The sequence below is a fragment of the Paenibacillus sp. GYB004 genome, assembly GCF_036577605.1.
Taxonomy (GTDB): Bacteria; Bacillota; Bacilli; order Paenibacillales; family NBRC-103111; genus Paenibacillus_AB; species Paenibacillus_AB oceani.
In genome coordinates, this window is record NZ_JARBDB010000008.1 from 297,983 (window position 1) to 324,911 (window position 26,929).

At 56.3% G+C, this 26,929-nt stretch carries 23 protein-coding genes and 1 pseudogene; 2 read left to right on the forward strand and 22 right to left on the reverse strand.

The genetic code is table 11. From position 1 onward, the window contains the following. The 18 genes from PV433_RS05390 to PV433_RS05475 all read right to left on the reverse strand — a co-directional run bounded on the left by PV433_RS05390 (position 1) and on the right by PV433_RS05475 (position 21,341). On the reverse strand, positions 1 to 1,485 hold the full coding sequence (locus tag PV433_RS05390) for a phytoene desaturase family protein (protein WP_332071143.1): 1,485 nt from the start codon (positions 1,483 to 1,485) through the stop codon (positions 1 to 3). Continuing rightward, positions 1,482 to 2,660, reverse strand: a complete 1,179-nt coding sequence (locus PV433_RS05395) for a glycosyltransferase (RefSeq protein ID WP_332071144.1) — start codon at positions 2,658 to 2,660, stop codon at positions 1,482 to 1,484. The genes PV433_RS05390 and PV433_RS05395 overlap by 4 nt, the downstream gene beginning before the upstream one ends. Then, positions 2,633 to 3,454, reverse strand: coding sequence for a lysophospholipid acyltransferase family protein (locus tag PV433_RS05400; RefSeq protein ID WP_332071145.1), 822 nt, complete (start codon positions 3,452 to 3,454; stop codon positions 2,633 to 2,635). Before PV433_RS05400 ends, PV433_RS05395 begins: the two co-directional genes overlap by 28 nt. Then, positions 3,378 to 4,169: a carotenoid biosynthesis protein gene (locus tag PV433_RS05405; RefSeq protein WP_332071146.1), complete on the reverse strand. Its 792-nt coding sequence runs from the start codon at positions 4,167 to 4,169 to the stop codon at positions 3,378 to 3,380. The genes PV433_RS05400 and PV433_RS05405 overlap by 77 nt, the downstream gene beginning before the upstream one ends. Then, positions 4,170 to 5,036 carry a phytoene/squalene synthase family protein gene (locus PV433_RS05410; RefSeq protein ID WP_332071147.1) on the reverse strand — a complete coding sequence of 289 codons (867 nt, stop codon included), beginning with the start codon at positions 5,034 to 5,036 and terminating at the stop codon, positions 4,170 to 4,172. Further along, entirely contained in the window at positions 5,024 to 6,496 is a 1,473-nt protein-coding gene (locus tag PV433_RS05415; protein WP_332071148.1) for a phytoene desaturase family protein, read from the reverse strand. The genes PV433_RS05410 and PV433_RS05415 overlap by 13 nt, the downstream gene beginning before the upstream one ends. A 43-nt stretch (positions 6,497 to 6,539) precedes the next feature. Further along, a complete protein-coding gene (locus PV433_RS05420; RefSeq protein WP_332071149.1) occupies positions 6,540 to 8,084 on the reverse strand; it encodes a phytoene desaturase family protein in 1,545 nt (514 codons plus the stop codon). Positions 8,085 to 8,272: 188 nt separating this feature from the next. Continuing rightward, a complete protein-coding gene (locus tag PV433_RS05425; protein ID WP_332071150.1) occupies positions 8,273 to 9,202 on the reverse strand; it encodes a MerR family transcriptional regulator in 930 nt (309 codons plus the stop codon). 253 nt (positions 9,203 to 9,455) lie between these two features. Next, positions 9,456 to 10,757, reverse strand: coding sequence for a pyrimidine-nucleoside phosphorylase (locus PV433_RS05430; RefSeq protein WP_332071151.1), 1,302 nt, complete (start codon positions 10,755 to 10,757; stop codon positions 9,456 to 9,458). A gap of 26 nt (positions 10,758 to 10,783) precedes the next feature. Further along, positions 10,784 to 11,635 (reverse strand): purine-nucleoside phosphorylase, encoded by an 852-nt coding sequence (locus PV433_RS05435; protein WP_332071152.1) that lies wholly within the window; start codon positions 11,633 to 11,635, stop codon positions 10,784 to 10,786. Positions 11,636 to 11,695: 60 nt separating this feature from the next. Further along, positions 11,696 to 12,523: a purine-nucleoside phosphorylase gene (locus PV433_RS05440; RefSeq protein WP_332071153.1), complete on the reverse strand. Its 828-nt coding sequence runs from the start codon at positions 12,521 to 12,523 to the stop codon at positions 11,696 to 11,698. Positions 12,524 to 12,535: 12 nt separating this feature from the next. After that, the gene (locus PV433_RS05445) at positions 12,536 to 13,711 is read right to left on the reverse strand and encodes a phosphopentomutase (protein WP_332071154.1); all 1,176 of its coding nucleotides are present in this window, start codon (positions 13,709 to 13,711) and stop codon (positions 12,536 to 12,538) included. A 177-nt stretch (positions 13,712 to 13,888) separates the two neighbouring features. After that, entirely contained in the window at positions 13,889 to 16,408 is a 2,520-nt protein-coding gene (locus PV433_RS05450; RefSeq protein ID WP_332071155.1) for a right-handed parallel beta-helix repeat-containing protein, read from the reverse strand. Between the two features lie 320 nt (positions 16,409 to 16,728). Continuing rightward, entirely contained in the window at positions 16,729 to 17,628 is a 900-nt protein-coding gene (gene xerD, locus PV433_RS05455; protein WP_332071156.1) for a site-specific tyrosine recombinase XerD, read from the reverse strand. Between the two features lie 171 nt (positions 17,629 to 17,799). Continuing rightward, entirely contained in the window at positions 17,800 to 18,033 is a 234-nt protein-coding gene (locus PV433_RS05460; RefSeq protein WP_332071157.1) for a DUF4227 family protein, read from the reverse strand. A gap of 73 nt (positions 18,034 to 18,106) precedes the next feature. Continuing rightward, complete coding sequence (gene ald / locus PV433_RS05465) at positions 18,107 to 19,231, reverse strand: alanine dehydrogenase (protein WP_332071158.1); 1,125 nt, start codon at positions 19,229 to 19,231, stop codon at positions 18,107 to 18,109. A 158-nt stretch (positions 19,232 to 19,389) separates the two neighbouring features. Continuing rightward, positions 19,390 to 19,857: a ferric iron uptake transcriptional regulator gene (fur, locus tag PV433_RS05470; protein WP_332071159.1), complete on the reverse strand. Its 468-nt coding sequence runs from the start codon at positions 19,855 to 19,857 to the stop codon at positions 19,390 to 19,392. Between the two features lie 146 nt (positions 19,858 to 20,003). Further along, the gene (locus PV433_RS05475; protein WP_332071160.1) at positions 20,004 to 21,341 is read right to left on the reverse strand and encodes an extracellular solute-binding protein; all 1,338 of its coding nucleotides are present in this window, start codon (positions 21,339 to 21,341) and stop codon (positions 20,004 to 20,006) included. 660 nt (positions 21,342 to 22,001) lie between these two features. Between PV433_RS05475 and PV433_RS05480 the strand changes: the two genes are divergently transcribed. After that, a complete protein-coding gene (locus PV433_RS05480; protein ID WP_332071161.1) occupies positions 22,002 to 22,994 on the forward strand; it encodes a LacI family DNA-binding transcriptional regulator in 993 nt (330 codons plus the stop codon). A 34-nt stretch (positions 22,995 to 23,028) separates the two neighbouring features. Here PV433_RS05480 and spoIIM read toward each other — a convergent pair whose 3' ends face one another. The 3 genes from spoIIM to PV433_RS05495 all read right to left on the reverse strand — a co-directional run bounded on the left by spoIIM (position 23,029) and on the right by PV433_RS05495 (position 25,482). Beyond that, the gene (spoIIM, locus tag PV433_RS05485; RefSeq protein WP_332071162.1) at positions 23,029 to 23,670 is read right to left on the reverse strand and encodes a stage II sporulation protein M; all 642 of its coding nucleotides are present in this window, start codon (positions 23,668 to 23,670) and stop codon (positions 23,029 to 23,031) included. A 67-nt stretch (positions 23,671 to 23,737) separates the two neighbouring features. Next, the gene (locus PV433_RS05490; RefSeq protein WP_332071163.1) at positions 23,738 to 24,931 is read right to left on the reverse strand and encodes an endonuclease Q family protein; all 1,194 of its coding nucleotides are present in this window, start codon (positions 24,929 to 24,931) and stop codon (positions 23,738 to 23,740) included. After that, entirely contained in the window at positions 24,928 to 25,482 is a 555-nt protein-coding gene (locus PV433_RS05495) for an NUDIX hydrolase (protein ID WP_332071164.1), read from the reverse strand. Before PV433_RS05495 ends, PV433_RS05490 begins: the two co-directional genes overlap by 4 nt. A gap of 121 nt (positions 25,483 to 25,603) precedes the next feature. Between PV433_RS05495 and mciZ the strand changes: the two are divergent. Further along, a pseudogene (gene mciZ, locus PV433_RS34015) lies at positions 25,604 to 25,675 on the forward strand (Z-ring formation inhibitor MciZ); the annotation flags it as partial. A 37-nt stretch (positions 25,676 to 25,712) separates the two neighbouring features. Here mciZ and PV433_RS05500 read toward each other — a convergent pair. After that, positions 25,713 to 26,885: a DUF3866 family protein gene (locus tag PV433_RS05500; protein WP_332071165.1), complete on the reverse strand. Its 1,173-nt coding sequence runs from the start codon at positions 26,883 to 26,885 to the stop codon at positions 25,713 to 25,715. Positions 26,886 to 26,929 lie beyond the last annotated feature (44 nt).

Below are 26,929 nucleotides of genomic sequence, written 5' to 3' on the forward strand. Positions count from 1 at the left end.
TTACCCCCTGTATTCCCGAATGAGTCTTTCCGCCACCAGTTGTCCGCAAGCGGTCACGACCGGAGTACCGCCTCCCGGATGCGTAGTCCCTCCGACAAACCACAACCCGTCTATGTCCCGGCTGCGATTGCCAGGCCGGAAAAAGGCTTGGCGGAACGAATTGGACGATATTCCATAGATCGCCCCCCGGTATGCTCCCGTGTCTTCACGCAGCTGTTCGGGAGTATACACGAGACGAACTTCCATATCGGCCCGTATACCGCACAAACCGACTCTCTCCAGTTTCTCTGTCACTTGTTCGACATATGCCTCCCGTTTTTCCTGCCAATCCCACGCCGATTCGCATAAATAAGGCGCGTTAACAAGCACGAATAAAGCACTGCAGCTATCCGGGGCCGTAAGTTCCCCATCCGCCCCGTTCCAGCAAATATACAGAGCCGGGTCGCGAGGCGGAACTTTCCGCTCGAACAAGTCTATAAATTCATCTTCGTAACGCTCAGGAAAAAAAACGGTATGATGGCTTAGCTGCTCATATTTTCGCTTTACCCCGAGCATCAGCACAAGACCGGAATGGGAAGGCTCGTAACCGGCTATTTTCCGGTCGGGCAGCGACGGCCGCTCCTCTTCGTCCAGCAGCGCACGTGTCATCGTCAGCAAGTCGCCTCCGGCTACGACCACATCCGCCGCATAATCTCCGCAAGCTGTGGAAACCCCCGATACTTTCCCGGACGACGTTCGAATCTTGACAACCTCTTCCCCTAAATGGATCGATACACCCAGCTCCTCCGCCAGTCGACCGAACGCGCGAACAAGCTCATACGTTCCTCCCCGGATCCCGACAATTCCCTCGCCCGCCTCCACATGAGCGAGCATGGCAAATACGGCCGGAGTGCGGTACGGAGAGGAACCGATATAGGTGGCATAACGCCCCAGCATCATACGGGTGTTGGGATGCTCGAAGTATCGTGCCAGCAAGCGGTCCAGCGTCGTAAACGGCCGAACGGACAGCAGTCCGGCCAAAAGGCGGGGATCGGCCAGGTCAAGCGGGTCGGCCAAAAGCCGATTTAAAAATCGGCTGCGGGATATGGAGTATAAACGTTCCGCTTCCGCAAGGAACGTTTCGTATCGGGACGCGTCTTTGGCGCTGTAACGCGCAATCTGATCAGCTGTAGCTGCCGGGTCTCGGGTCAAATCGACCTGATGGCCGTCGGCAAACCGGTTGCGGGTATAAACCGGCAGCTTGTAAAAAGACACGTAATCTTCTATTCTTCTCCCTGCGGAGGTAAACACTCGTTCGAACATGGAGGTCATCGTAATCGTGCTCGGTCCCCTGTCGAATGAATACGGTCCGGCTTCCACCCGCTGCAGCTTGCCCCCCAGCGCCCGCTGACGCTCGATCAGCCTGACCTGGAAACCCGCAGCTGCCAGCCGGATGGCGCACGAAATTCCGCCCAGCCCCCCTCCGATTACGATCACCCGTTTCATGTATACCGTCTCCCCTTCCACTCATAAGTGTTGCCTGTTGCCGCTATTGTCCAGGAAGCGACTCCGATCGCTATTAGCAGACATATGGCAGCCGGAAGCGTCCAGGCGTATTTTGGCGATACTCCACTGGAGCGGTCCACAATCGCCTTCAATCCGAAACCCAGCGCCAAGGCCAGCACCGAGGGCAGAAACAGATCGGGATGTCCTATCGAGGAACATAGCGTCAACAGCGGAAACAGATATAGAAATGCATACGAAAAAAGCACACCGAATAAAAGAAATCCGTTGCGTCCCAGTCCCGGAAATACGTTCTTGGCGTACCCTTTCCAAACTTGTGCCGCGTTTTCGTACATCCGCATATACACAAACCGGTGTATTCTGGCGAGCCGAACGGGATGTCCCGCACGCTTAACTCTTCTAGCGAGCTCCATATCGTCGACAAGGTGGGAGCTGAACGCCGCATGTCCGCCGATCGTTTCGTACGTCATCCGGTGTATGCACATAAACGCTCCGTGAGCCGCAACAAATCGGGGATCGGCCGACCCGGCAACAAGTCGGCAGGGCAGATGGCAGGCCACGGTAAACATCATCAGCGGCACGACGAGCCGTTCCATCCAGGTTTCTGTTTCCTGTCGGGGAAAGCCCGTAACCAGACCCCACTCCCCCTGTGACGACAGCGTGTCGCGCAGCGCGCGGAGACACCCCTTTTCCAGTCTGGTGTCGGCGTCCAAGAACAGAAACCAATCACCGGAGGCACGGGACGCCAGCTGTCGGCAAGCGTGAGATTTGCCGATCCAGCCGTCGGGAAGCGGGGTACCGGCCAACAAACCGATACGTGAATCCCTTTGCCCCATACGCTCGATTACAGAAACTGTTCCGTCATCCGATTCATCGTCTAGCACCCAGATTTCCACGCCGCAATCGTCCGCCGCCGCTGCCGAGACCGAGGCCAGACAGTCACCGATACGCCCCGCCTCGTTTCTCGCCGGAATCAGGACGGACAACCATATTCCGCTTTTTTCGGTTTTCTGGCACGGCACTGTTTTTGCCCCAGGCGAACTATAGCTTTTCCGTAAATCTCTGCTCCCCAGTGCCGGAAGCTGATTCAAATTCCACCTCGCGAAAACAATTTGCACAACCAGCAGCATTACGACGGTCCAAATGGCGATCGCCATAGCCCAACTCCTTTCGACTGTGAACCCCGCCCAATGCCTGCGAAACCTTCGGAGCTAAATAAAATGCGCCTCATTTGCCCCGCTTCCCGTTCCGTTTCATCAAGCAGCCGTTCGCCCCGGATAATCCTCGCCCGCTGCAAATCCAGCTGACCTTCGAGGCTGCGGTGCAGCATCGCGGCAATTCGCCTTCTCCCCAGCTCCGGCCAGTCCATCTTCATCAGCTTGCCGAATTCGAGCTCAGCCAGCAGCTTTTGGCGGTTTGACACCGAGTAGTACACGGTGACCGGTATGACGGCCGTTTGCGGACAACGGCTTAACAGAGCGCCTACACCGCTTTGAAACGCAATCGGCCGTTTCTCCTGATGCTCGATGTCGCCTTGAGGGAACAACCAGACGGCTCGCCCCTGACGCATTAGCGAAGAAGCGTAGTCCAGCGAAGCGGTTATGCCGCCAAGAGACGATTTATCGATGGAGAAAGCGCCGAGCTTGCGAAAAAACGGATATTGCGCGAGCTGTTCCCGGTCCATCATCATATAATGGTCGGCGAGCGAGCAGTTTTGGGTCGCATGATAGACAAGCAGGCCGTCCCACCAGCTGCAATGATTCATGATGTACAGAACGGACGCACCCGGCTCCGCGTCGACCGCGCCAACAGCTTCAATCGAATGAAAAAAGCGCGGGAGCAGCCAATGCTTGTTGTACAAATAAAACAGCTTATTAAACCACTTTTGTTTGTCCGCGAGGATTAGCGTCCCTTCGCCCGCCGCCCTTAACCGCCTTTCTCCGGGCATCATACAGTCTCCCTTCCGCCGCCGCCGTAATCAGGACAGCCGCAAAGCCCGCTGCCGAAAGCCCCGCCTTCCATGCCAATATCCCGAACAATACAACAAGCGCCTGGTACAACCTGAAAGGAGATGCGGAAATGCTCGGACCGCATGCCTTGTCGCTCCGTCGTGGCGGATACAGCAGCCAGGCCAGGACGAACGCAATCACGAACCAGGAGGCAAAGTTTTGCCAAGGTATCCCGTAATAATACCCAGAGTCGCTCCACTTCCAAAATCCGCTGGCTTCCGACGCAGGGTCGAGCACGATGTCAAAGCACATCGCCCACAATCCCGTTTGCACCGCGCTCCACAGACGGCTCGCCGACGCAGACATTGCCGAGCATACCGAAACGACCCCAACCCATGCGGCGCCAATTGCCAGCGGCACTCCCCATGCCGTTATACCGAGCACCGGCGTATAGTCGTAACGGCCGAACGGAATAGCTGTCGCAACTCCGTACGCTTCGATCAGCATGGTCGAAATGAAAACGACGGACGCCCTGGCGTATAGATATAAAGCGGAGCCCGACCCGCCCAGCCGGCTTTCCCTGATCTCCATCGATATAGCGTACATGGCAAAAAACAGCAGGAAAAGGCCGTTGGAAAATCCAAGAAAATCCGGCACCCGATAAAACACGAGCAGCCCAAAACCGACGGCATACCAGAACCAGAACAAGTATCCCATTTACGATACAGCCGTTTCTTCCGGAGCTGGGGCAAGTCCGGTATATTTCACCCGTATGGCGGATGCCAGCGTCAGCTTGCGGGCGCCTCCGACAACGGCTCGTTTGGTAAACACATCGTAGCCGTTTTCTTTTACCTCATCCAATATCGCCTCGTAATAACGGGCCGCGATTTCGATACAGCAGGCGCTTTCCCGCGGATACGTTTCCAACCCATTCAGACCTCGGGCAAACCAGTCCCGGGCCAGCCGATCGAAAGCGCCGATCAGCCTGACGAACGATTCGTCGATTATGCCGCTATCCAGCCGCCCTTCGCAGTAACCCGCTCTGTCCATCCATTCCTTCGGAATGTACCGCCTTCCCCGTCGCCGGTCCTCGCCAACATCCCGGACGATATTGACGATTTGCATCGCTTTGCCGAGCATGATGCCGGCTTCCGTTACTTTCTCGTCCGGATTGTCATGGAGTACGGGGAGCAGCATCTCTCCTACAGTACCGGCAACCAGATAACAGTACCGGTCCAATTGTTCCATCGTTTCGTATTGAACAACATCCAGGTCGGTTTGCTGACCCTCCATCTGCCGGTAAAACGGCTCTTTGCCGAGCGCCGGAAACGTTTGAAACAGCCACCGCAGCGCCGGCCAGATGAAATGCCCGCCTGCCTGCTCGTACCGGTCGAACTGCTCCTTCAGCTCACCAAGCGTATAGGGAGACTGCTCCGGCTCGTCGACGGCATCGTCGATCATCCGGCAGAACGCGTAGATCACGTACACCGCCTGGCGGCGGGGGCTAGGCAGAGACCGGAACGCGCTGTAAAACGTCAGCGACCCTTTCGCAATCATCGCTTCACACTGCTTTAAGCATTCCATCTAGATCGCTCCTTCATCAATTGGTCGCATAACAGTTTAGCGCCGTGCATAACGATCGGAACGCCTCCCCCCGGATGGACGGAGGCCCCGAGCGCGTGCAGGCCTTCGATCGGATACGGCTTCTGCTGCGGACGGAACGGCCCGGATTGCAGCCATGTCGGAGCGATTCCGAAGCTGCCTCCCCCAAATAACCCTTCCGCCTCCGCATCCTCAGGTGTTTTCACAACCAGATGCCGGATCGAGGCCGTCAGACCGGGCGCCGCTCTTCGTTCGGTCTCCGACAGGACATAATCGACAATCGCCTGCTTCTCCTTCTGCCAATCCATGGTCGAGCCTGTAGGAACCGGCACGAGAAAATAAAGGACCGAGTGGCCCTCAGGGGCAGCCTCCGGCTCCAAGGCCGTAGGGGAAAATACATAAAAAGACGGGTTAGCGGGGACTTTCCGCTGCTCGAATAGTAGACGCCAATGGTCGGATAACGGAGTTTCCGGCAAAAAAAACTGATGACCGGCCAGCCGGGTCCACCTTTTGGCTGCAGTCGCGTACAGCAGCAGACAGCCGGATGAAGGGACGAACGCTGCGCGTTTGGACGGCTTCGCTCCCCCGGGAAGCAACGGAGACAGATGAGGGAAATCTCCGTTGAAGATGACTTGGTCGTGCGGAACGACGCTGCCGTCCGACAGCTTGACGCCGCTGCATCGCCCCTCGCCGATTTCCAGTCGGTTCACCTCGCAGTTCAGCTTGATCCGAACGCCTCTGGAGCGGAGGACGCGCTCGAGTTTCTCTACGAGCGTCGCGTAGCCTCCGGGCATATACCATACGCCGAACGCATGCTCCGCATAGGACACAAAGGAATAAAGGGAGGGCGTGGCGGAGGGAGATCCGCCGATGTACAGCGTTTGCAGGGAAAACGCATCGACGAGCTTATCGTTGGTAAAGTAGTCTGCGGCCAAGGAACGCGCACTCTTGTACGCCTTGACGGCGGCCAGCATCCGCAGCGTATCGGAATGAAGCAGATGCCGTTTGCGAAGCAGCCTTCGGTTCAGTATTTGCCTCTCCCCGATGGAGAACGCTCGATTCATATCGGACATGTACTTGAGAAACCCCCGCTCCGAGCCGGGTGCGAAGCTTTGCAGCTCCTCCAGCTGCCTGCCGGTATTCCGCCATTTGTTCAGCACGGTACCGTCTCCGTAATAAATCCGGTACATCGGGCTGCATTCCAGCAGCGGAACTTCAGAACGGTCGAGGCCCCCTTCTTCAAGTACCGACAACAGCATTTCGGGAAGCAGCACGATCGTCGGCCCTTCGTCTATTCGACATCCGTCCTCCAGCCTGCGAAAAGCGAGTCTGCCGCCGAGCTTGCCGGCTTTCTCATAAATCGTGACCGCGATCCCCCGCTGTGACAAGAGTAGCGCCACGGTCAATCCGCCGATTCCTCCGCCGACTATACCTACGTTCATGGGAACACCGCCTTTGCGTGAAGTATGTTTGCCCGGAACAGGATCACGGGCGGAGTCCTTGAGCCGCTACGCTGGCTGACACGCCGAACGGTTCCTTGCCGTCTCTAGCCGCCATCATCGATGCCGTAATACGCGCCGATTCCCATATGGTGGGCAGCCCGCTTCCCGGGTGCGTCCCTCCGCCTACAAGCCAGCAGCGATCGGCATCCTCGAACCGGTTGTGGGGCCGGAACGCCATCATCTGGCTTAGCCGGTGCGACAGATTAAAGGTGGCTCCCCTGTATACGTTAAGCTGCTGTTCCCAATCGCGGGGAGTGGCGATCAGCTCGGTTTCGATATCCCGGGTGATACCTGCGAGCTCCGGTTCCTGTTCGAGCTTGCGAAGCACGGACTCACGGAAGCTGCCTGTCGTCTCCTCGTTCCACTCCATAGCGCAGCCGGTGTTGGGTACGGGGACGAGCACATACAGCGAAGACTTGCCCGGCGGCGCCAGCGTAGGGTCCAATACAGACGGGTTATGGACATAAAAGGAAAAATCGTCGGATACGACGCCGTACCTGCATACCTCCTCCGTATTGCGCCGATAGTCCCGGGCGAAATAAACGTTATGATGGGGCAGACGGACGGGACGGTTCACCCCCATATACAGCATGAACGCCGAGCATGAATAACGGAGACGAGAAACTTTGTCGGGCGAATATTTTCGCAGATCGCCCGGTGCGAACAACCGGCTTGCCGCCGTACCGAAATCGGCGTTGATGACAATATCGTCGAAAGCAAGCTCCTCCCCGTTCTCAAGCAGCAGCCCAACCGCTTTCTTCTCCAGCACCCGCACCTGCTTGACGCCGCAAGACGTATGCAGTTGACCGCCCAGTCCGCGAAATACGTCGGCCATCGCCTCGCAGGTCCGAAAAACGCCGCCCATTGGATGATATAAGCCGTACTGGTGCTCCATAAAGGACAGGATCGTAAAAGCGCCCGGACATTCCCACGGCGACATTCCCAAATATTTCGCCTGGAACGAAAAGGCGAACCGCAAACGTTCATCCTTGAAATAACGGGCCAGCCGGCTGTACACCGTGTCGCCGAGACTCAGCTTAGGCAGCGCGCGAAGGACATCGCGACGGGCATAGTCAAACACCCCGTTAAACGGCCTCCTAAGCAGCGGCTCGAGCATCTTGAACTTGTTCTCTTCCTCCAGCATAAACCGCAGGTAACCGTCGCCGTCCCCGGGGGAGAACGAGTCGATCCGCTCCTTCATCCGTGCGGGGCTCCGCGTCGCCAACAGCTCCTGTTCCCCGAACACTAACCGGTACATCGGGTCCAGCTCGACAAGGCGCAGCTGCTGATGCATATCGGCGCCGGCGTAAGCGAACAGTTCCTCGAGCAGATGGGGCATCATTAAAAAAGTCGGACCGCGATCGAATGTGTATTCGCCCAGTTCAAGTCTGGACGTACGCCCTCCCACCGAGTCATTTTTTTCGAACACCGATACATGGTACCCCCTGCTTGCGAGCAGCATGGCGACCGCCAGCCCTCCCGGTCCCGCACCTACAACGGCAACGGTGGATTTCTTCTTTTCCGGCAAAAGACGCTCACCTCCGAAATACAATTCTATTCAGCTTTATTTATACAAATACTATACAATATATATACAAAACTGTCACGATAAAAATGTACCGTCCGGAATATTTCTTTTGATCACCTCATTTTTCACAACCAGAAAAGGCCTTTTCGCATAAGCGAAAAGACCCGTTTTCTCCACGATTTGCAGCTTTATTTCCCTACCTGATCCTTAAACCAGCTTTCCCATTTGGCGGGATCGCCGCTTAACACGCATCCAGAGTACGGATGCCCGCCACCGCTAAACGCACCGCCCCCCAGCACGAAACGGATATCCGGAAACTTGTCCGCGATGTGGCGAAGCATCCCTAGCGCGGCATTCAGATTGCCTGCCCCGGTCAACGATACGCAAACGAAGCGGATCTGCTTGCTCTCGATCACATGCAATACGCCGTCCAGCGGCATGTCGGTCCCCAAGTATACGACCTCCATCCCCTTTTTTCGCAAAAACAACACGAAGAGCAGCAATCCGAGCTGGTGATGCTCACCCGACGGGCAAAAAGCGACCGCCTTCGGCATATTAGACTGGACTGGCAATACACGGAAGAAATAATGAAACCGTTGATACAACATATTGCTTGTGAAGTGCTCCTGGGCGACACTCACCTTGCCGCTTTCCCATTCTTCTCCAATTCTATACAAAATCGGTACGAGCACATGATGAAACATATCTTCGTAGGCATACAACGCAAACCCCATATCGATCAAGCTGTTCGCTTCCTCGGTCCGGTACTGGATCAGAGTATCGTACAACAAAGCCTGCAGCTTGCCGAATGTTAGCTGGCGGCTATCCGGCGCCAGTGCCGGTTCATTGTCCGCTTCCGAGACCGGCTTCTCACGCCCCGCTCCCTCGCGACGTTCCGCCTTGGCCTGCTTCAACAGCTTCGCAGCCTGGCTGATGTTCATTCCTCTCTCGTCAACCTGTCGCTTCAGCCAGCGCAAATCCTCGACATCCCGCTCCGAATACACCCGATGACCACCGTCGGTCCGGCCCGGCTCTACGACACCGTAACGGTTTTCCCATGCACGGATCGTGACGGCTGGAATGCCTACCAGCTTAACGACGGTTTTGATGTTATACATGAGGCGCGCTCCTTCCTGTACAGAATGACGTTCAAATTTTATACAAACACTATACAGTATTTCGGTTTTGTTTACAAAACGATTTTCCCGTTTGCGTTATTCGCAGAATTTTACCGAACTGCTGCTGCCCCTAGGGAAACGAAAAGAGCACAGCCCTTCCGATCAGGAAGGCTGTGCTTCTGTGTGGACACAAGGGAGCCCGAGGTCCAAGCCGAATTTGCGTGCACGACCCGCGCGTCCGGCGACCGGCCGGTTATTGGACGACTCGGTGGACGACCGGAACTTCATCGTGACGGTCCTCGCCGATCGTATAAGCGTCAAGAATTTTGCCGGAAATGTCCTGGTTCTGGTCTTTGTTGCTGTGAATAACCGCCAAAACGTCTCCGAATCGGACCGGATGGCCGACCTTTTTCCGAAGCGAAATGCCGACGGAATAGTCGATCGCGTCTTCCTTCCTCGCACGGCCGGCTCCAAGCAGCATGGCGGCGACGCCGATCGATTCCGCATCGACGGCTTGTACGTATCCTTCCTTTTCAGCCCGGACGCTTATCTGAAGAGCGGCCTGCGGCAGCAAGCCCGGATCATCCACGATCGCCGGATCTCCGCCTTGCGCTTCGACGAACTTGCGGAACGTCGCCAAGCCCTGTCCCGACTCCAATATTCCTTCAAGCGCTTCACGGGCTTTCTCGAAGCTAGGATACGCGCCGCCGGCTACGGTCATATGCGCAGCAAGCGCCAGACAAATTTCTTTCAGCCTGGCTTCCCCGCCGCCGCGCAGCACCTCGATCGCCTCGGCCACTTCCAAAGCGTTGCCGACTTCGGTCCCGAGCGGCTCGTTCATATCGGACAAAACGGCGATCGTTTTACGGTTCAAGCTTTTGCCGATCGACACCATCGTGGCAGCCAGCTTTTCCGCTTCCTCCAGCGATTTCATAAACGCCCCGGAGCCTACTTTGACGTCAAGCACGATGGCATCGGCGCCGGAGGCGATTTTTTTGCTCATGATCGAGGAGGCGATCAGCGGAATCGAGTTGACCGTCGCTGTCACGTCACGCAGCGCATACAGCTTCTTGTCCGCAGGCGCCAGATTGCCGCTCTGGCCGACGAGCGCCATTTTGTTGTCGTTGACGTTGCGGATGAACTGCTCGTTCGGCAGCTCGATGCGGAAGCCGCTGATCGATTCCAGCTTGTCGACGGTCCCTCCGGTATGGCCGAGGCCGCGGCCGGACATTTTCGCCACGGGGACGCCAGCAGCGGCTACGAGTGGCACGACGATCAGACTTGTCTTGTCGCCGACGCCGCCCGTCGAATGCTTGTCGACTTTTACACCGCGAATGCCGGCCAAGCTGACGGTATCGCCCGAGTTCGCCATCGCCATCGTCAGATCGGCGATTTCCTCCTCGTCCATCCCCTGGAAATAAATCGCCATCGCCATCGCCGACATCTGGTAATCGGGGATCTCCCCCTTGGTGTAGCCTTGAATGGCAAAATAAAGCTGTTCCCGCGTCAGCCGTACGCCGTCGCGTTTGTTTTGTATCAGATCGACCATTCTCATGACCGTTCCTCCTTAAGATAAGCCGCTCAGACGGGTACGGCGCGCACGAACGATTTGACTAGCAGGGTAAATCTCGGCTTGGTCCGGTTCGCCACTTCCATCACCTGCTCGTGGGACAGCGGCTCCAGCTCCTCCCCGATCGCCATATCGGTTATGCAGGAGATGCCCAGCACCTCGAGACCGCAATGTCTCGCCGCGATCACCTCGGCCACGGTGGACATGCCGACCGCGTCTCCGCCCAGCCTGGCAAGCATCTTGAGCTCCGCCGGCGTCATATAAGACGGTCCGCTGATGCCGCAATACACGCCTTCCTGCAGCTCCAGCGAGTCCCCGTCGTCAGTACGGATCAGGCTCGACAGCCGGTGAGCCAGTTCCCGGTACGATTTGTTGTAGGCTTCGGACATGTCCGGGAAGCGCACGCCCAGTCCGGCATCGTTTGTGCCGATCAGTGGATTGTCCCCCGTCATGTTCAGATGATCGCAGATCAGCATCAGATCGCCCGGACGGAACGCCCGGTTCATTCCGCCGGCGGCATTCGTGATGACGACGGTTTGGACGCCGAGCTTGCGCATTACATAAATCGGTACCGCGACCTTGCGCATCGGGTAACCTTCGTAGTAGTGGAAACGGCCTTGCATGACGATGACGGTTTTCCCTTCAAGCGTTCCGATGACGAATCGGCCCGCATGTCCTTCCACCGTAGACACCGGAAAATGCGGAACTTCGGAGAAATCGACGGTTAGCGCATCCTCCACCTCGTTCGCCAAATCTCCCAGTCCTGAACCGAGCACAAGTCCGATGACGGGCTCGCGCCCGGCGATCCTGCCGCGAATATAGTCCGCAGCCTGATTGATCTGATCTACGTAGGTCAACTCCATGAAGACAACAACCTCCTGAGCCAATAAGTTATAAATGTAGACGATAATCGTGCCAGACCGTTACAGTTTGGGAATGACGGCCGATACAAGATCCAGGAAGCTTTCCTTCACCCGGTCCGCCGTTTCGACCACTTCCGCATGAGAAAGAGGCTGATTCAATATGCCCGCGGCCATATTCGTAATGCACGAAATGCCGAGCACCTCGATTCCCGCATGGCGCGCTGCAATCACTTCGGGTACGGTCGACATGCCGACGGCGTCGGCACCGAGAGTTCGGAGCATTTTGATCTCGGCGGGCGTCTCATAGGTCGGGCCGAGCAGTCCGGCATAGACGCCTTCCTGCAGCCGGATGCCCAGTTGATCTGCGGCTTCTCTCGCCGATTCGAGCAAGCGGACGCTGTACGCCTGCGACATATCCGGGAACCGGACGCCGAGGGCCTCTTCGTTGCGGCCGATCAGCGGATTGCGGAACATCAGATTCAGATGATCGCGGATCAGCATAAGGTCTCCGGGCTGAAATCCTATATTCACTCCACCCGCCGCATTGGTGACAAGCAGCGATTTGACGCCGAGAGCTTTCATGACCCGAACGGGGAAAGCAACCGATGCGACGTCGTAGCCTTCGTACAAATGAAAACGGCCCTTCATCAGGACGGCTTTTCTGTCTTCGATCGTGCCGATCAGCAGTTCGCCTGCATGGCCTTCTACTGTGGACACCGGAAAAAACGGAATTTCTTCGTAATGGATGACGGTTACGTCCTCCATCAAATCCGCCAGCACCCCGAGTCCCGAACCGAGAATCAGACCGACCTCCGGGGCGTACGGAATCTCATCTTCGATAAAGCGGACGGCTTCCGCGATCCGCTGTTCCATCGTGCTTGCGTTCATACAGCACCTCCGCTATTCGTGAAGCTCGGATAAAAAGCTGCTGCCGTGCTCCGGCTCCGGCAGGCCGAAGTTCTCCGCCACCGTCGCTCCCACATCGGCAAACGTCGCGCGTACGCCGAGCGAAGCGGGCGACTTCAACTTCGGACTCCAGACAAGCAACGGCACATACTCCCGGGTGTGATCCGTGCCCGGATGAGTCGGATCGTTGCCGTGATCGGCCGTGATCACCAATAGATCTTCCTCGCCGAGCCGTGCCATAATATCCGGCAGACGGGCATCGAATTCCATCAGCGCCTGCGCATAACCTTCGGGGTCCCGCCGATGACCGTATAACGAGTCGAAATCGACCAGATTCGTAAAGACCATGCCGCCGAAAGGCTGCTCCAGCGTCCGGATCGTCTCTTCGATGCCGTGTTCGTTGCTCTTGGTCGGCAGCGAGGCGGTTACGCCTTCGCCCGAAAAAATATCGTTGATTTTGCCGATCGCGATACAATCGTAACCGGCATCCTTCAGCCGGTTCATCACCGTCGGCCCAGGCGGCTTGACCGCGTAATCGTGACGGTTCGCCGTCCGCTTGAACGAGCCGGGCTCCCCCGTATACGGCCGGGCGATAACGCGGCCTACGGCGTATTCGTCCAGCGTCAGGCTGCGAGCGATTCCGCACGCTTGGTACAGTTCTTCAAGCGGTATGACCTGCTCATGGGCGGCGATCTGGAAGACGCTGTCCGCCGACGTATATACGATCCAGGAGCCGGTGCGTTTCTGCTCTTCGCCGAGCTCCTCTATAATTTCGGTTCCCGAGGCGGGCTTGTTGCCGAGTACGCCCCGGCCCGTGGCCTCTTCGAACTTCCGCAGGAGCGGCTCCGGGAATCCGTCCGGGTACGTCTGGAACGGAATCGTCACCTTGAGCCCCATCAGCTCCCAATGACCGGTCATCGTATCTTTGCCGACGGACGCTTCAGCCATTTTGCCGTAATAGGCAGCAGGCCGGTCCTCCGGGTGCAGGCGCGAAAGCGGTGCGATGTTCGCCAACCCCAGCTTCTCCATATTCGGTAGCGCGAAAGCGGGCACCCGCTGGGCAATATGGCCGAGAGTATGCGATCCGGCGTCTCCGAAAGACGGGGCATCCGGAAGCTCGCCAATGCCGACGCTGTCCAGTACGATCAGTGCTATCCGTTTAAATTTCATAAGGATCCTCCGTTATGCAGGTGTACGGGGCAAATGTTTTCCATATTATCTCACGACCCCGGGACGAATGCAAAAGAGCCCCGGATCGCCCGGAGCTCAAGGGATGTTCGGTCGCTTCTTCCTCCTGTTGCCGCATGCTGCCGCCGCTTCGACCCGGCCGTTCCGTTTAGGTCCTCGCTAGACGGGAATCGGCTCGTACGTATTGCTGTCCACGATCGTCATTCCGGTTATTGGCGTGCCGTCCGGCAGCATCGCCGTACAAGATCCTTTCTTGATCGAGACGATCGCATCCAGATTGTAGCCGGCGGTTCCTCCGTTTTTGACGCTGTATTCCGCGACGCTGGCCGGGGCGTGGTTGCTCAGGCGAAGCAAAAACGAGTTGTTATGGACATGGACGCTGCTGCCTTGGGAAGGCCGGAAAAAGCGGACGCCCAGTTTATTTAACGCCGTGCATATAAACGAATTGCCTTCGATCACGACATGACGAATGTCGCCTACATCGTCGCAATCGAGGTAGATCCCGTAAGCGCTGCCCGTTCCGCTGGCCGAGTAATCCTTGATCGTATTGCCCCGGATGACGATACCGGAATAGTCGCCGCGCATCTGAATCGCCCGGTTGTATCCTTTCAGCACATTGCCCTCGATCGTGATGTCGAAGTTTGAGCTTTTTCTGCCGCTGATCAAAATCGTCTTCAGGTTGATGCCGGTCTGCGCCGAAGTTCCTTCCAGCATGTTGCCTTTGATGATCCCGCTGTTCGCTTGGTTGAAAATATCGATGGAGAAAGCGATATCGTTCTTGACGACATTCCCCTCGATCACAAAATCCTGGGTTCTCTGGGTGACGTTGACCCCGTTGCCGAAACCTTGGATGGAAAAGCCGTCATAATTATTATCGAGAATATTCCCGATCGCGACAGGTTTTCTCGCTCCGCATAACCGCACCCCGTGCTGCGAGCTGTATCTGACGATATTGCCTTGGATCAGACAGTCTTCTCCGCGGATGACCTCGATCCCCGAGCCTTCCGCCGTATTCGCGAAATCATTAAACAGCACTTTTGTCCCCGACGAATTTCCTCCGGAGCTGTAGCCGACACGTATCCCCGCATCATCGCAATTGTCGAACCGGCAATACTCGACGATGGTGCGCTTCGCGTTTGCGATCATGATGCCGTCCACCTCGGAGTCCCCGCCTGAATACGCGTCCGGGCTGCATACATTTTTGATTTGCAAATAACCTACGTATACGTCGTCGGCTCCGTCTCCCACGCTAATACCTTTCAAGCCAACCGCCTGATACTGCAAGATCGTCGATACCGATCCTTCCCCGCAGAGGGAAGTCCCCTTCGCCGCCGTCAATCCGGCCGCCATTCTGTAGGTTCCAGCCGGGATATGCAGCGTTTTACCGGCTGCCGCCGTAAGAGCGGCCTGCAGAGCCGAAGAGTCGTCGTGCCCGACGTAAACGTCGGATGCCGCCGAAACCGCCGAATGGATGAGCGTGATCTGATTTCCCGAGATCGCCTGAATCTTCGTAAGGAGGAAGCTGCCGAACTGGACCGGCTCGATTCGGCCGGCTATTCCGGTAGAGCTGAAGCCGACGGTCGCTTGTTGGCCGTTCCGGGCCCCGCTATTTTTGGCTATGTAAAATAAAACGTTGGAATTCGAATATCCGCCGGTTTGCCAGTTTACATACGTTTTCTGCTTCAACGCGGCTGCAACTTCCTTTACGCTTGTTCTTGCTCCTTTGGTCATCGTCAGCGTTGCGGCCGCTCCTGTCCCCTGGCTGAAATAAAACGAATCCCGCTTCTTGCCTGGTTGCGCCGCCTGCAGGAGGACGGAAGCCGCCCCTGGCAAACCGCCGTTCGTCCAATTCTCCAAGTACCAGCCTCTGATCCGGTCGGCGATCTGCACGGCGCTCTCTCCTGCGGTAACCGGTATGAGGAATTGCACGGAATCCAGAACGAGCGCAATGTTGCCGGATTGCGTACACCCTGACGTTACCGTAATTTCGACCGATTCTTTGGAAGCCGCGACCGTTACGGACTGGGCCGCTTCTCCGGGGAGCTGGACGGTGACCGCCCCGGCAGCCGAAGCCTCCTCCTCCAGGACAAGCGTCAGCACCTCTCGTCTCGCCCCACCGGCGCCGGCAATCAGAATGCCTTGCCCGATCTCGAAATCGATCGGCGACGCAACCGTCAATATATTGCTGCCTGCCGCCACTGTGCCTGTCGTCGACTGGGTAGACCCCGAGACGGGGAAGTCGCCTGCCGACAAAGCTCCCGCGGGCTGAACGGCACTGATCCGCTTAAATCGTTTGCCGGTCGAGCCCACGATGATGCTGTCTCCGTTATCGGCCGACAAGCTGTCAGCGGGATCGTACCGGTAATGAAGTCCCGATTCGCGCATGAAATAAACGTAAGCGGGATCAGGATTGGCATCCGCCCTCAAACCGGTTAAGTCCGTTGCGACGACGAGATCGAGGTAACGCAGATCGGGCAGCTTCCGTTTGCCTCCGAGACTATAGACGGATTCGGTCACACTATCTCCGGAAGCGTTTACAAGTCCGGCTGAAGCGAGGGCGGCTCCAGACAAAGTAAGTCCCATCGAAGCGAGCATCTTTCTTCGGCTCATCAAACGTTCCGACCTCGGGGTCCCGGCCGACAGCGATGCGGATTGCCGGGGGTTCTGATGTTCTGACATCATAGATCCCTCCCACTTTGGATTGGAAACTTCTTCGATACGAAACGAGCTTAGTGGAGGTTAAAAGAGAGGTGCTGTGTCGTTATCGTTTCAGTCCTATTGTACCATGTTGTGTAATCGATTTCTGTAAAGATTTACCGACCCCTCTCGCCTAAAGTCGACACATTCCGACTGCGAATTGCAGCGTAAAAAACCGTCCAGAATGACTTCCGGACGGCCATCTTTGCGTTCAAACCCAATCGTTCGTGTATGGGAGGGCATGGGTATTTTCACTCCCCCCGCACTCTCCCTTAATGGTGTTGTCTTATTAAGGTTTAATATCAAGAATTCATTTTAGCCCTCGGATGCGTCCGGTCATAAATTTCTTTCATCCGGGCTTTCGTAACCTGCGTGTACACCTGCGTCGTCGAGATGTCCGCATGGCCGAGCATTTCCTGCACCGCCCTCAGATCCGCCCCGTTCTCAAGCAGATGGGTGGCGAACGAATGACGGAGCGTATGCGGCGTTATTTCCTTATCGATGCCCGCCTCGCGGGCGTATCGTTTAATAATTTTCCAAAACCCCTGACGTGTCAGCCGGGTGCCGAGATGGTTGATAAAAAGCGCCTCTTCGTCCTTCGACTGGCGCAGCAGTTGGGGACGCATCGATTCGGTATAGTTGCCCAGCCAGTGAGCCGCGATTTTACCGAGAGGGATAATCCGCTCCTTGCCTTTGCCGGTACACCGGACAAACCCCATCGCCGGGTTGACGTCGTCCACGCCCAGCGAGATCAGCTCCGATACGCGAATGCCTGTCGCATACAGCAGCTCCAGCATCGCCTTATCCCGCATGCCGCCCGGCACGGCCGTCTCCGGCGCTTCCAGCAGCCGTTCAACCTCTTCGACGGTCATCACCTTCGGCAGACGTTTCTCCAGCTTGGGCATCTCCATATCGAGCGACGGATCTTGGGTAATCGTCCTCTCGCGCAGCAAATATTGGTAAAACGCCCGGATCGACACGATATTGCGGGATACGGTAGTCGGCGCGCGGCCGAGCTGTTTCAGGAAAAGCAAATAGTTGACGATATGGGACTTGGCCGATTCCTCGATGGACGCCACGCCTAGTCCGCTAATATGTTCGAGGTAATGGGTAACGTCGCGTGAATAAGACTCCAATGTATTGCGTGACAAACCACGCTCGACGGAGAGGTAGTGTATAAATGTTTGTATATGTCTATTCATCGCCAAATGTTGATCCCCCAGTATGTCGTTCCTCATGTACAACCATATTCAACGCAGGGGATCGATTTTCCTGCCGGACCCAAGATAAACGTCTACCGGCGTCTTTTAACACTGGCGTTTACAGGGATCTAGAGCCGCTTCCGCAATTTACTTTCTGGTAAATGACCGCTCCTACTCGCCGTACTTGTAAAAAAACAACAGCCGCTCCAGCATCGTGCCCGGCTCCGTCACGCCGGCTTCGCCCTGGAACACCTTGACCGCTTTGCCCGTCGGTTCCTTGTACCGCCCTGCCGGCTCGAACCAGCCTCCGAAAAACCGGAACAGCTCGAACAGCATAACCGTCAAGATGACGAAAACGGCAATAAACTTGGTCCGAACCCACCATTTTCTTAACGAAACGACCATGGCCTGTCCTCCCTGTTCCAACCTTGTTGAAGTCCCCACCTTAACGTATGAGCCGCCGGCACGAAATATGTCCTCACACCATCGGGACGTACGGCAAATCCACCGCTTCCGCCACCGCCTGATGCGTAATCCGGCCGGCATACGTATTCACTCCGAGCCGCAGCGGAGCGTTCTCATGAATCGCCCGTTCGAACCCTTTGTCGGCCAGCTCCGCCACATAAGGCAGCGTAGCGTTCGTCAGCGCGATCGTGGACGTCCTCGGGACGGCTCCAGGCATGTTGGCAACCGAATAGTGGATGACGCCGTATTTCTCGTAGATCGGATCGCTGTGCGTGGTTACCCGGTCGATCGTCGCGATCGAGCCTCCTTGATCGATCGCGACGTCGACGATCACTGACCCTTTTTTCATCTGCCGGACCATATCCTCGGACACGAGCTTCGGCGCCCTCGCGCCGGGAATGAGCACCGCCCCGATCAGCAGATCGGCGGATCGGACCGCTTCGGCGATATGAAACGGGGTCGACATGAGCGTCTTCACCCGTCCGCCGAAGATGTCGTCGATATATCGCATCCGGTCCCCGCTGCGTTCTACAATGACTACGTCGGCGCCGAGACCGAGCGCCATCTTGGCTGCGTTCGTCCCGACGATTCCGCCTCCCAGCACGACGACCTCCGCGGGCGGCACGCCCGGCACACCGCCAAGCAGTATCCCTCTTCCCCCGTAGAACCGTTCGAGAAAATGGGCGCCGATCTGGACCGACATCCGCCCGGCCACCTCACTCATCGGAGTCAGCAGCGGCAGTCCTCCGTTCTGCAGCTGAATCGTCTCGTACGCAATCCCGGTCACCCGTTTCTGGACGAGTGCGTGGGCCAGATCAACTGCGGCCGCCAGATGCAAATAGGTGAACACAATCTGATTTTCACGGAAAAAACCGAATTCCGAAGAAAGCGGCTCCTTCACTTTCAAGATCAGATCCGCGCGCTCCCATACGCCTGCCGCCTCCGGCACGACGATGACGCCCTCCCGGGAATACTCCTCGTCCGTAAAGCCGCTTCCGGCGCCGGCTCCCGCTTCGATCAGCACCTCGTGCCCCGAATGTTTCAGCACGCGGGCGCCTCCGGGCGTCAGCGCAACGCGAAATTCGTTATTTTTAATCTCTTTCGGTACTCCTATCGTATAACGGTTCGCGGCCGTCATTATCGTTCGCCTCCACAACTGCTGCTATTGGATATGTACTTCTTGCTTAGCATGCGTTGGGAGAGATGAAAGTATCCGGTCCTCCCTTGATCGGACACGGCCGGCCGAATAAGCAAAAATCCCCAAGCAGCGATACATACCGCTACCCGGGGATCCGTTTACTTCTGCTCTGCACCGGAAGATTTCTCCTTATCCTTGCATCTGTGACAGATGCCTTGGAAATCGAGCCGATGGTCCAAAACTTTAAAATTATATTCCCGCTCCAGTCTTTCTTCCAGCGGAGTCAACCAATCTTCCATAATCTCGTCGACCGCACCGCACTGCACGCATATCAGATGATGGTGATGGTGATGATTGCTTTCACTGCGCAAATCGTAACGGGCAACCCCGTCGCCAAAGTTCATCTTCTCCACGACATGCAATTCGCTCAACAGCTCGAGCGTGCGATATACGGTAGCAAGCCCGATTTCGGGTGCTTTATCCTTGACGAGCAAGAAGACATCCTCCGCGCTCAAATGGTCTTCTTCATTCTCCAGTAAGACGCGTACGGTCGCTTCACGCTGGGGTGTCAGCTTGTAGCCTTGTGACTGCAGTTGCTGCTTGATTTTTTCGATACGCGCTTCCATGTTCCTCCCCCTCTTGAGCGCATTGGCGAAATGCTCTAACCGTCGGATACAGCGCCCGGCGGAAATTGCCGCCATCCTCATTATAGGTGGAGCAACCATACAAGTCAAACTTTTTAGAATCATTTTAAATGAGAACGTTTTTCACACTATTTGGTGGTTTTGCTTTTGTATTCCTGTATTTTTTTGAGCGAATCCTCTTCGGCTTTACGTAGAGCGGTGTTCAAGTCCATTTTGTCCAGGGCGACCTGATTGCCGTATGAGATGTACTGGGTTACCATATCGGCGTCGTAAGCCGCCTTCGCCGGGATCGGAGCGAATTTGTTGTAGAACAGCGCGTTCCAGTTCCGGTCTTTGTACGGCGATTCTTTGCCAAGCTCTTTTTTGATGGCGTCGTTTTGAAGGACCGGCATGATTCCTTTGCGGGCCATCTCCGACTGAAACTCGTCGGATATCATAAATTTCAGTACTTCCATTGCCGCTGCTTTGTTTCGGGCCATGTTCGTAATGCCGAAGTAGGACGGATACGACTGCGATCCGATCCCTTTGTCTACGGTCGGGAACGAGACGATATCCCAGTTAAGCGCCTTCAGCTCCTGCTCCCAGACGTATATCAAGCTGGACAAATAACCGAACATGCCGACGCTTTGATCTTTAACGAACATATTAATATCCGGGATTTTATTAATCTTCTTCATTCCATCCAAATACCCGGGTACGCGCATCGGATCCAAATAATAAGTCTGGAAATAGGTTTTCCACCGGTCGTCCTTGTTGATCGTAGGCGTGTCGCTCGGTATATCCGTATTCGGGATCGACAGCGGATTCATCCGCAGCGTATGTACCGGAGAGTGGGTAAACCCGAAGTACTGGATATCGCCCTCGGTCCGGGTCAACCGCTTGGATAAGTCGACCATCTCACTCCATGTGATGCCGTCTTTCGGGTAAGGTACGCCGAACTTATCGAACAGCGTCTTATTGTAGTAAAGAACCAGATTTGTTGTAAATACGGGAAGACCGTAAAACTTGCCGCCCGACGCCTGCTTGACCGCATCTACAACGGTGGGATCGAGCCGGTTCAGATCGACTTTGTGATTTTTGATCAACTCCGTCATATCGTACTCGATGCCGGCCGGAAAGGCGTTCGCTTCAAAATTGCCGATCGACTGGAAAAATATATCGAACTTCGTGCCGTTTGCGATCAAATCCTGCAGCTGCGTTCCGGTGCCGGTCCGCTGAATATACTGAATCGTCCAGTTCGGAAATTTTTTGCGTATCGCATTGCCGAACCGGTAGTCGAAGCTTTCGACAGGATCGCCATTGTTCGAATAAAACACAACCTCGGCCGGCTGGCTCGTAATATCGACGGCCGGAGTCCCATTGTCGCCCGGACCGGCTCCATCCCCGCCGCTTTTCCCGCACGAAGCCAGCAGCACCATAGCCATAGCAGCGGCCGTTAATGCCGTAAACGATTTTTTGCTCCTCATTCCAATTCCCCCTTATGCATCGTAAAATAAAATAGGTCTCTTCCTCCGGCTGACGATCGGCTCGACAGCAATCGATTTCCACATGATCGAGGAACGGTACAGAATAATCATGCAGCTTCTCCGGTCTTTACCCGAAGTAGCGATATCCGGCTTTTGCCAACGCACCGGTTATCCTGGCCTCATCCAGGCAGATGATGGCTTGGAATTCATACAGGCCCCTAGCTTAATCGTTTTTTAAAAGCAAACGTTCCCCTTTTGTATGAATCGATCACCAAATTTAGCAAGCGCTTTCAAATTTAATTGGTTCCGCTAACAGTCGCCCGACCGGACCCAACGACGGCTGCGCCCCCTCTCCACATCATCGGAATTCGGCCTCGCAGAAATGGCTACCCGCTTTAACGAATCGTCTTCCGTAGGATGTATTTGAATATTGTACGTCGTGCGACTAGATGATGTCCCTCTTATTTCCATAATAAAGCGGTTACATGTAAAAGTAAAGAGTAATATCGCAAAACTATTATATTTACGTAACGATTACATTTTTACGCAACTATTATATTTTTCCATTTGGTGTTACAATAAGAAGTGAGATCTTTAAAGGAAAGGGGAGCAAGCCTCGCTCGATCCGCTTCCTAGAATCCACAAGGAAGGAAACCGATCATGACCACTTTAAAAGATATTGCCAAAGCGGCCGGCGTAACCGCAGCCACCGTCTCCCGGGCGTTGAACAACGAGCCCGGCGTCAAGGAACATACCCGCACTAAAATCATCGAGCTGGCCAAAGAGATGAATTATGTTTCCAGCTTATCCGCCAAGCTGAAGTCCGAAGCGCAGTCGAGCAGTATCGGGATCATTTGGTCTCCTCCGGTAGGACTATTTTTCAACCATCTGTGCAACGAGATTCAGCGCCAGGCTTCGGAGCGCGGGCATTATACGCTCGTTTCCTTTGCACGGCCGGAAGAAGCGATGCGGCATTTTAACGATCACCATGTCGAGAATATCGTGTTTTGGGCCGGTACCGGCTGGAGGCCGAGCCTCGGCTTCCTGCATGAGAAAGAGCGGTTTCAGGGAACGATGCTCGCGATGGGGGGAGCCATCATTGAAAATTCCCATCGGATCGGGATCGACCGGAAGGAGGCGATCATGCAGGCGGTCCGGCATTTGGCCGAGCTCGGCCATAAACGAATCGCATTCGTGGGGGGAGTTTCGGACAAGCTGATGGGTTATACGGTGGGACTGCTGGAAAACAAGCTGACGTACGATCCGGATTATATCATTCAAAACTTGCCGAATGCGGTCCTGCCGGAACAACAGATCGTCAAGGTGCTCGGCAAAGAGCCCGGCTCCCGGCCGACTGCTTTTATCGTCGACAGCCACGGCATTATGTTCTCGTTTATTCATCTGATCCGAAAGCTGGGTCTGCGTATCCCGCAAGACTTGTCGCTGGTCTCGTACGAGAGCATTCCCGAGATGGCGAAGCTGTTTGAAATTCCTCTGACCTCGATCGGACCGGGCATTCATCAGTTGGCGGAGCAAGTGATTACGATGCTGCTGGACGAATCGGCCTCTGTACCCGAAGGGGAATATCTCGACCGGACACTGCCCTGCGAGATGATTGTAGGCCAATCCGCGGTACCGCCGTCCGAAGCGTAGCGGCCGGATGCGGATTCGCTCAGACAGCCGGAGTTTAACCCGCTCCGGCGACCAGCATGGGCGCAACCCACTTGATCATTACCGGCGACATATACGCTTCGAACATGGCGACTCCGAAGAGCAGCGCGCCCATACACAAGGTCAGAGACGTGTAACGGACGAACGTCGGGTACAACGTGCCCCGTTTTTGAACGAACCGGTTTTTCACGAGATATAGAGAGAAGGCGCAGGCCGAGACGCTGCACAAGACGAGTGCGGGAATCACGATCAGATTTTGCGGAGCGATCGAAACGAACGCGAACAGCATCCCTTTCCACGACAACTGGCCGACCAAATATCCGACCGAGAACCCGACCAGCACGCCCTTCAAAAAGTCGAGCAAAAATATAAACGGAAGTCCGATTACGGACAATCCCAATATCCAGATGAGCCCGATCCATTTCAGATGAAGCGAGATCGAATCGCGGAACGTCGTCTGGCCTCCGAGCTCGTCTCCCTGATGGACGATCTGAATAAAGCTGTTGACATGCCGCGCCATCTCCTCCTTCTGACCGGTCGACAGCGCGCCGACCATCAGCGCACCGAAAATGACGCCCATGACGAACAATACGGAGACGAACAAATACAACGGCAAATGTTCCTTCATATACAACCTCATCCGGTAGTTCCAGTTCATGACGGCTCCCTCCCCTTGTCCAGCTCGATTCATTCTATGAACCGGCAAGGGAAACTATGACTGAACTCTACGAAAAGAAGGTATCGTTACCGCGCGACACTTTGCCGTATTTCCCTCCGCCTCCGACCTGTAAAGCCAGCGTTCCGGCGCGCGCCTGCATCAGATAACCGGCGATCTCGTCTCCCGCCGCTTGCCGGAGCTCGTCTTCGCCGACCCGGTGCAGGATGTTCATCTCCGTCCCGAATAGCTCCAGCAGCCGGGCCAGCTTTTTTTTGCCCAGCCCCGGGATAAACTCGAGAGGCACCTGGAACCGGTAAGGCGGATGATGCGCCGCGATGTTCGGCTCGGTCCGGTCGGCGATCGACTGGATGCGGTCCATCACCCCCCTGACGATTTTGCCGCTGCCGCAATACAAACACCGCTCGCTCGCCACTTCCCGCTCGTCCAGTACCGATTCGCAGACGCCGCAATACGTCCGGTGGTATTTGCCGAGCCGCGGGTTCAGCCCGTAATTGGCGGATACTTGGCGTCCGCCTTCCCGGACGAGCGCCAGTCTGAGCTCCTCGAAGCTCGGCTCAAGCATATCGATCCGGTTATACTCCCGGCCGATTTTGCCGAGCGAATGAGCATCGGAATTCGTGACGAAGGAGTACCGGTCGAGCTCCGACAGGCAGCTCGCCATCTCGGTATCGGCAGATAAGCCGAGCTCCACCGCGGCAAGCCGATCCGGATCGAGCATATTCGCCAGCCGGGTCGTCGCGCTGCCGTATACGCTTTTGTAAGGCGTAAATATATGAGCCGGGATCAGGAAGCCTCCGCGTCCGACGACTTCGTCCTGCAGATGTCGTGCCGGGACATACAGGCGCTGGGAGCTGAGCTGCACGTTTTTCATATAAGGCCGCATCCACTCGGTAAACGCCCGCATCGAATCCAGCGTAGGCATATAAGCGAGCAGGTGAGCCGGCCCCATCCCCTCGTCCTTCACTTCGATCTCGCTGCCCAGCATTACGATCGTCCGGTCATACCGGATGCCCCCGCCCTTCTGCTCCTCCATGTCGCCTTTATCCAAATAAGCCGTAATTTCCTCCTGCACACCCGGCGACTGGCAATCGATGATGCCGATAACCTCGATTCCTTTACGGTCGGACGCTTCCTTGGCGATATTGTAAAAGGTCAGGTCGCGGCTGCCGCTAATTTTGACGGGCGCCCCTTTCTCCGTCCGGCCGATATGAACGTGCAAATCTACGAAGTAAGAGTTCATAGCGTGTACGATCCCGTCAGCCGGTGAAGCTGCCAGGCGTATACGGAGGCGATCGTCTTGGCGTCGCTGATCCGCCCTTCCGCGATATACCGTTTGGCGGTCTCCAGCGTAATCGCTTCGCAGTCGAGAAACTCGTCCTCGTCCGGGTTCGCTTCGCCCGCCGTCAGCCGGTCCGCCACGAACAGATGCAGGATCTCGTCGGCAAAGCCGGGTGACGTATAAAAGGAACTTACCGGTCTCACCTCATCGCACCGGTAGCCGGTCTCCTCCTCCAGCTCCCGCTTCGCCGCCTCCATCAAATCCTCCCCCGGCTCCAGCTTGCCGGCCGGAATCTCCACCTGACTCCGTCCCAGCGCCTTCCGATACTGCTCGACGACGATCATCTTGTCGTCCTTGATCGCCAGCACCGCCACCGCTCCAGGATGCTTCACGACTTCCCGCGTTGCTGTCTCCCCGTTCGGCAGACGGACATGATCGACTTGGAGAGAGATCACTTTCCCTTGAAAGATCGGCTCCATTTTTATCGTTATTTCTTCGTATTTGTTATTCATTTACATTCACTCCCGATTCTCGGTTCGAATTCGCACCGGCTGCATGGCATAGCCTGTCCCATCGGTGCATACATTTGAAAGTATACCAGACTTTCATTCGGAAGAAGAGGACGGGATGACGATGAAAAGTTATGTAAGCGAGACACAACTTCGCATGGTTGGCAAGGGCTGGGAGATCCGCGAGCGGCTGCGCAAGCTGAAAGAAACGGCCGGCGGGCCGGCGGAGCTCGTTACTCTTCTGCCGCAGTTGATCGGCGAGGGCGGACAAGCCGAGCCGCCACGCGGGCGGCAGCGCACACAGCCGCAAAAAACGGCGGATCGTCGCGTAATCGTCTTCCCATCGTTCTGATTTCCTCCGGATACAGGCTCAGCCGGTTCCCGATCTCCTCCAGCCGAATCCCGGACACCCGAACAATCTCATGGCGGCTGGCGCAGCCCGAGCGCTCCAGCTGCAGTCCCAGCAACTCGCTCTTCTCCGCATCGTCCAGTTCTGGCAGCGGAACGGTAGCGCGGGCCAAGGTCAGCTTGCCGAGCGTCTCCAGCAGATGGTGACTGATCCCGCGATGACGTGCCCGCGAGTCGGCAAAGCTGATCCGCGGTATTACGACCGGCTCTCCGCCCAGCGCACATACCCCATGGATCAGCTCGGCCATCTCCGTCGCCGTATGGCCGTACGGCGTCCCGGTTCCTGCGATGCCCGGCCCCATCACCGCAATCGCGATATCCGCCTGTTGGACGTGACGCGCCGCGAGCAGCGCCGTATATTTGTTGACCGCCTCGAGATCTCCGCCATACGCATGCCCGTAGGTGACCGTCCCGGCCAGCCAGCCGAGGCCATTAAGCCGTGAAACATGCCGGCTGTAGCCAAGCGGAAGCGCTCCTCCGTCGGACATCACGTACGATACGCGCAAGGCGCGGCAATCCGGTCCGTCCTCCGAACGAATCCAGGACAGGGCGATCGGCAGCATGCTGTGCAGCTCCCCGATTAATACCGGCATTCCATCAAGCGAACGCGGCTCCTCAAATAAGGCATGGTGCGGGCTTTCCGGCTCTTCGACGGACAATACCGCTCGCTGCAGCCCCGTGTAACGAAGCTTCATCAGGTGCCCTTTACCCAACCGGCCGTACGCCGGATCGGGGACTGACCGATCGTCCGCCGCCTCGACCGGATCGTCCGCTCCGCCGGTTACGTCGATGACAAAGTGGTATCCTCCGCTGCCGAGCCCTAGCTCTACCGCGGTAGTGTTCAGTTTCACGCGGTCTCCTTCCTTCAGCTTCGGTAAAGTATCCGTATAATGAATGGCGGACTGCCTATGCCCGTCGTCCGTTAACACCTCCGCCTCCTGAATGCCGTCCCGCTCGCGGATAATCCGTACGACGCTCCCCTTTTTCCATCGAATCATACTTTCCCTCCCGGCTGGCCGCAACCTCAGCGTTATGATTTATC

Excerpts from the sequence above, each read along its gene's own strand:
- PV433_RS05390 (WP_332071143.1), bottom strand. The coding sequence starts at position 1,485 with ATGAAACGGGTGATCGTAATCGGAGGGGGGCTGGGCGGAATTTCGTGC.
- PV433_RS05395 (WP_332071144.1), bottom strand. The coding sequence starts at position 2,660 with ATGGCGATCGCCATTTGGACCGTCGTAATGCTGCTGGTTGTGCAAATT.
- PV433_RS05400 (WP_332071145.1), bottom strand. The coding sequence starts at position 3,454 with ATGATGCCCGGAGAAAGGCGGTTAAGGGCGGCGGGCGAAGGGACGCTA.
- PV433_RS05405 (WP_332071146.1), bottom strand. The coding sequence starts at position 4,169 with ATGGGATACTTGTTCTGGTTCTGGTATGCCGTCGGTTTTGGGCTGCTC.
- PV433_RS05410 (WP_332071147.1), bottom strand. The coding sequence starts at position 5,036 with ATGGAATGCTTAAAGCAGTGTGAAGCGATGATTGCGAAAGGGTCGCTG.
- PV433_RS05415 (WP_332071148.1), bottom strand. The coding sequence starts at position 6,496 with ATGAACGTAGGTATAGTCGGCGGAGGAATCGGCGGATTGACCGTGGCG.
- PV433_RS05425 (WP_332071150.1), bottom strand. The coding sequence starts at position 9,202 with ATGTATAACATCAAAACCGTCGTTAAGCTGGTAGGCATTCCAGCCGTC.
- PV433_RS05430 (WP_332071151.1), bottom strand. The coding sequence starts at position 10,757 with ATGAGAATGGTCGATCTGATACAAAACAAACGCGACGGCGTACGGCTG.
- PV433_RS05435 (WP_332071152.1), bottom strand. The coding sequence starts at position 11,635 with ATGGAGTTGACCTACGTAGATCAGATCAATCAGGCTGCGGACTATATT.
- PV433_RS05440 (WP_332071153.1), bottom strand. The coding sequence starts at position 12,523 with ATGAACGCAAGCACGATGGAACAGCGGATCGCGGAAGCCGTCCGCTTT.
- PV433_RS05445 (WP_332071154.1), bottom strand. The coding sequence starts at position 13,711 with ATGAAATTTAAACGGATAGCACTGATCGTACTGGACAGCGTCGGCATT.
- PV433_RS05450 (WP_332071155.1), bottom strand. The coding sequence starts at position 16,408 with ATGTCAGAACATCAGAACCCCCGGCAATCCGCATCGCTGTCGGCCGGG.
- xerD (WP_332071156.1), bottom strand. The coding sequence starts at position 17,628 with ATGAATAGACATATACAAACATTTATACACTACCTCTCCGTCGAGCGT.
- PV433_RS05460 (WP_332071157.1), bottom strand. The coding sequence starts at position 18,033 with ATGGTCGTTTCGTTAAGAAAATGGTGGGTTCGGACCAAGTTTATTGCC.
- ald (WP_332071158.1), bottom strand. The coding sequence starts at position 19,231 with ATGACGGCCGCGAACCGTTATACGATAGGAGTACCGAAAGAGATTAAA.
- fur (WP_332071159.1), bottom strand. The coding sequence starts at position 19,857 with ATGGAAGCGCGTATCGAAAAAATCAAGCAGCAACTGCAGTCACAAGGC.
- PV433_RS05475 (WP_332071160.1), bottom strand. The coding sequence starts at position 21,341 with ATGAGGAGCAAAAAATCGTTTACGGCATTAACGGCCGCTGCTATGGCT.
- PV433_RS05480 (WP_332071161.1), top strand. The coding sequence starts at position 22,002 with ATGACCACTTTAAAAGATATTGCCAAAGCGGCCGGCGTAACCGCAGCC.
- spoIIM (WP_332071162.1), bottom strand. The coding sequence starts at position 23,670 with ATGAACTGGAACTACCGGATGAGGTTGTATATGAAGGAACATTTGCCG.
- PV433_RS05490 (WP_332071163.1), bottom strand. The coding sequence starts at position 24,931 with ATGAACTCTTACTTCGTAGATTTGCACGTTCATATCGGCCGGACGGAG.
- PV433_RS05495 (WP_332071164.1), bottom strand. The coding sequence starts at position 25,482 with ATGAATAACAAATACGAAGAAATAACGATAAAAATGGAGCCGATCTTT.
- PV433_RS05500 (WP_332071165.1), bottom strand. The coding sequence starts at position 26,885 with ATGATTCGATGGAAAAAGGGGAGCGTCGTACGGATTATCCGCGAGCGG.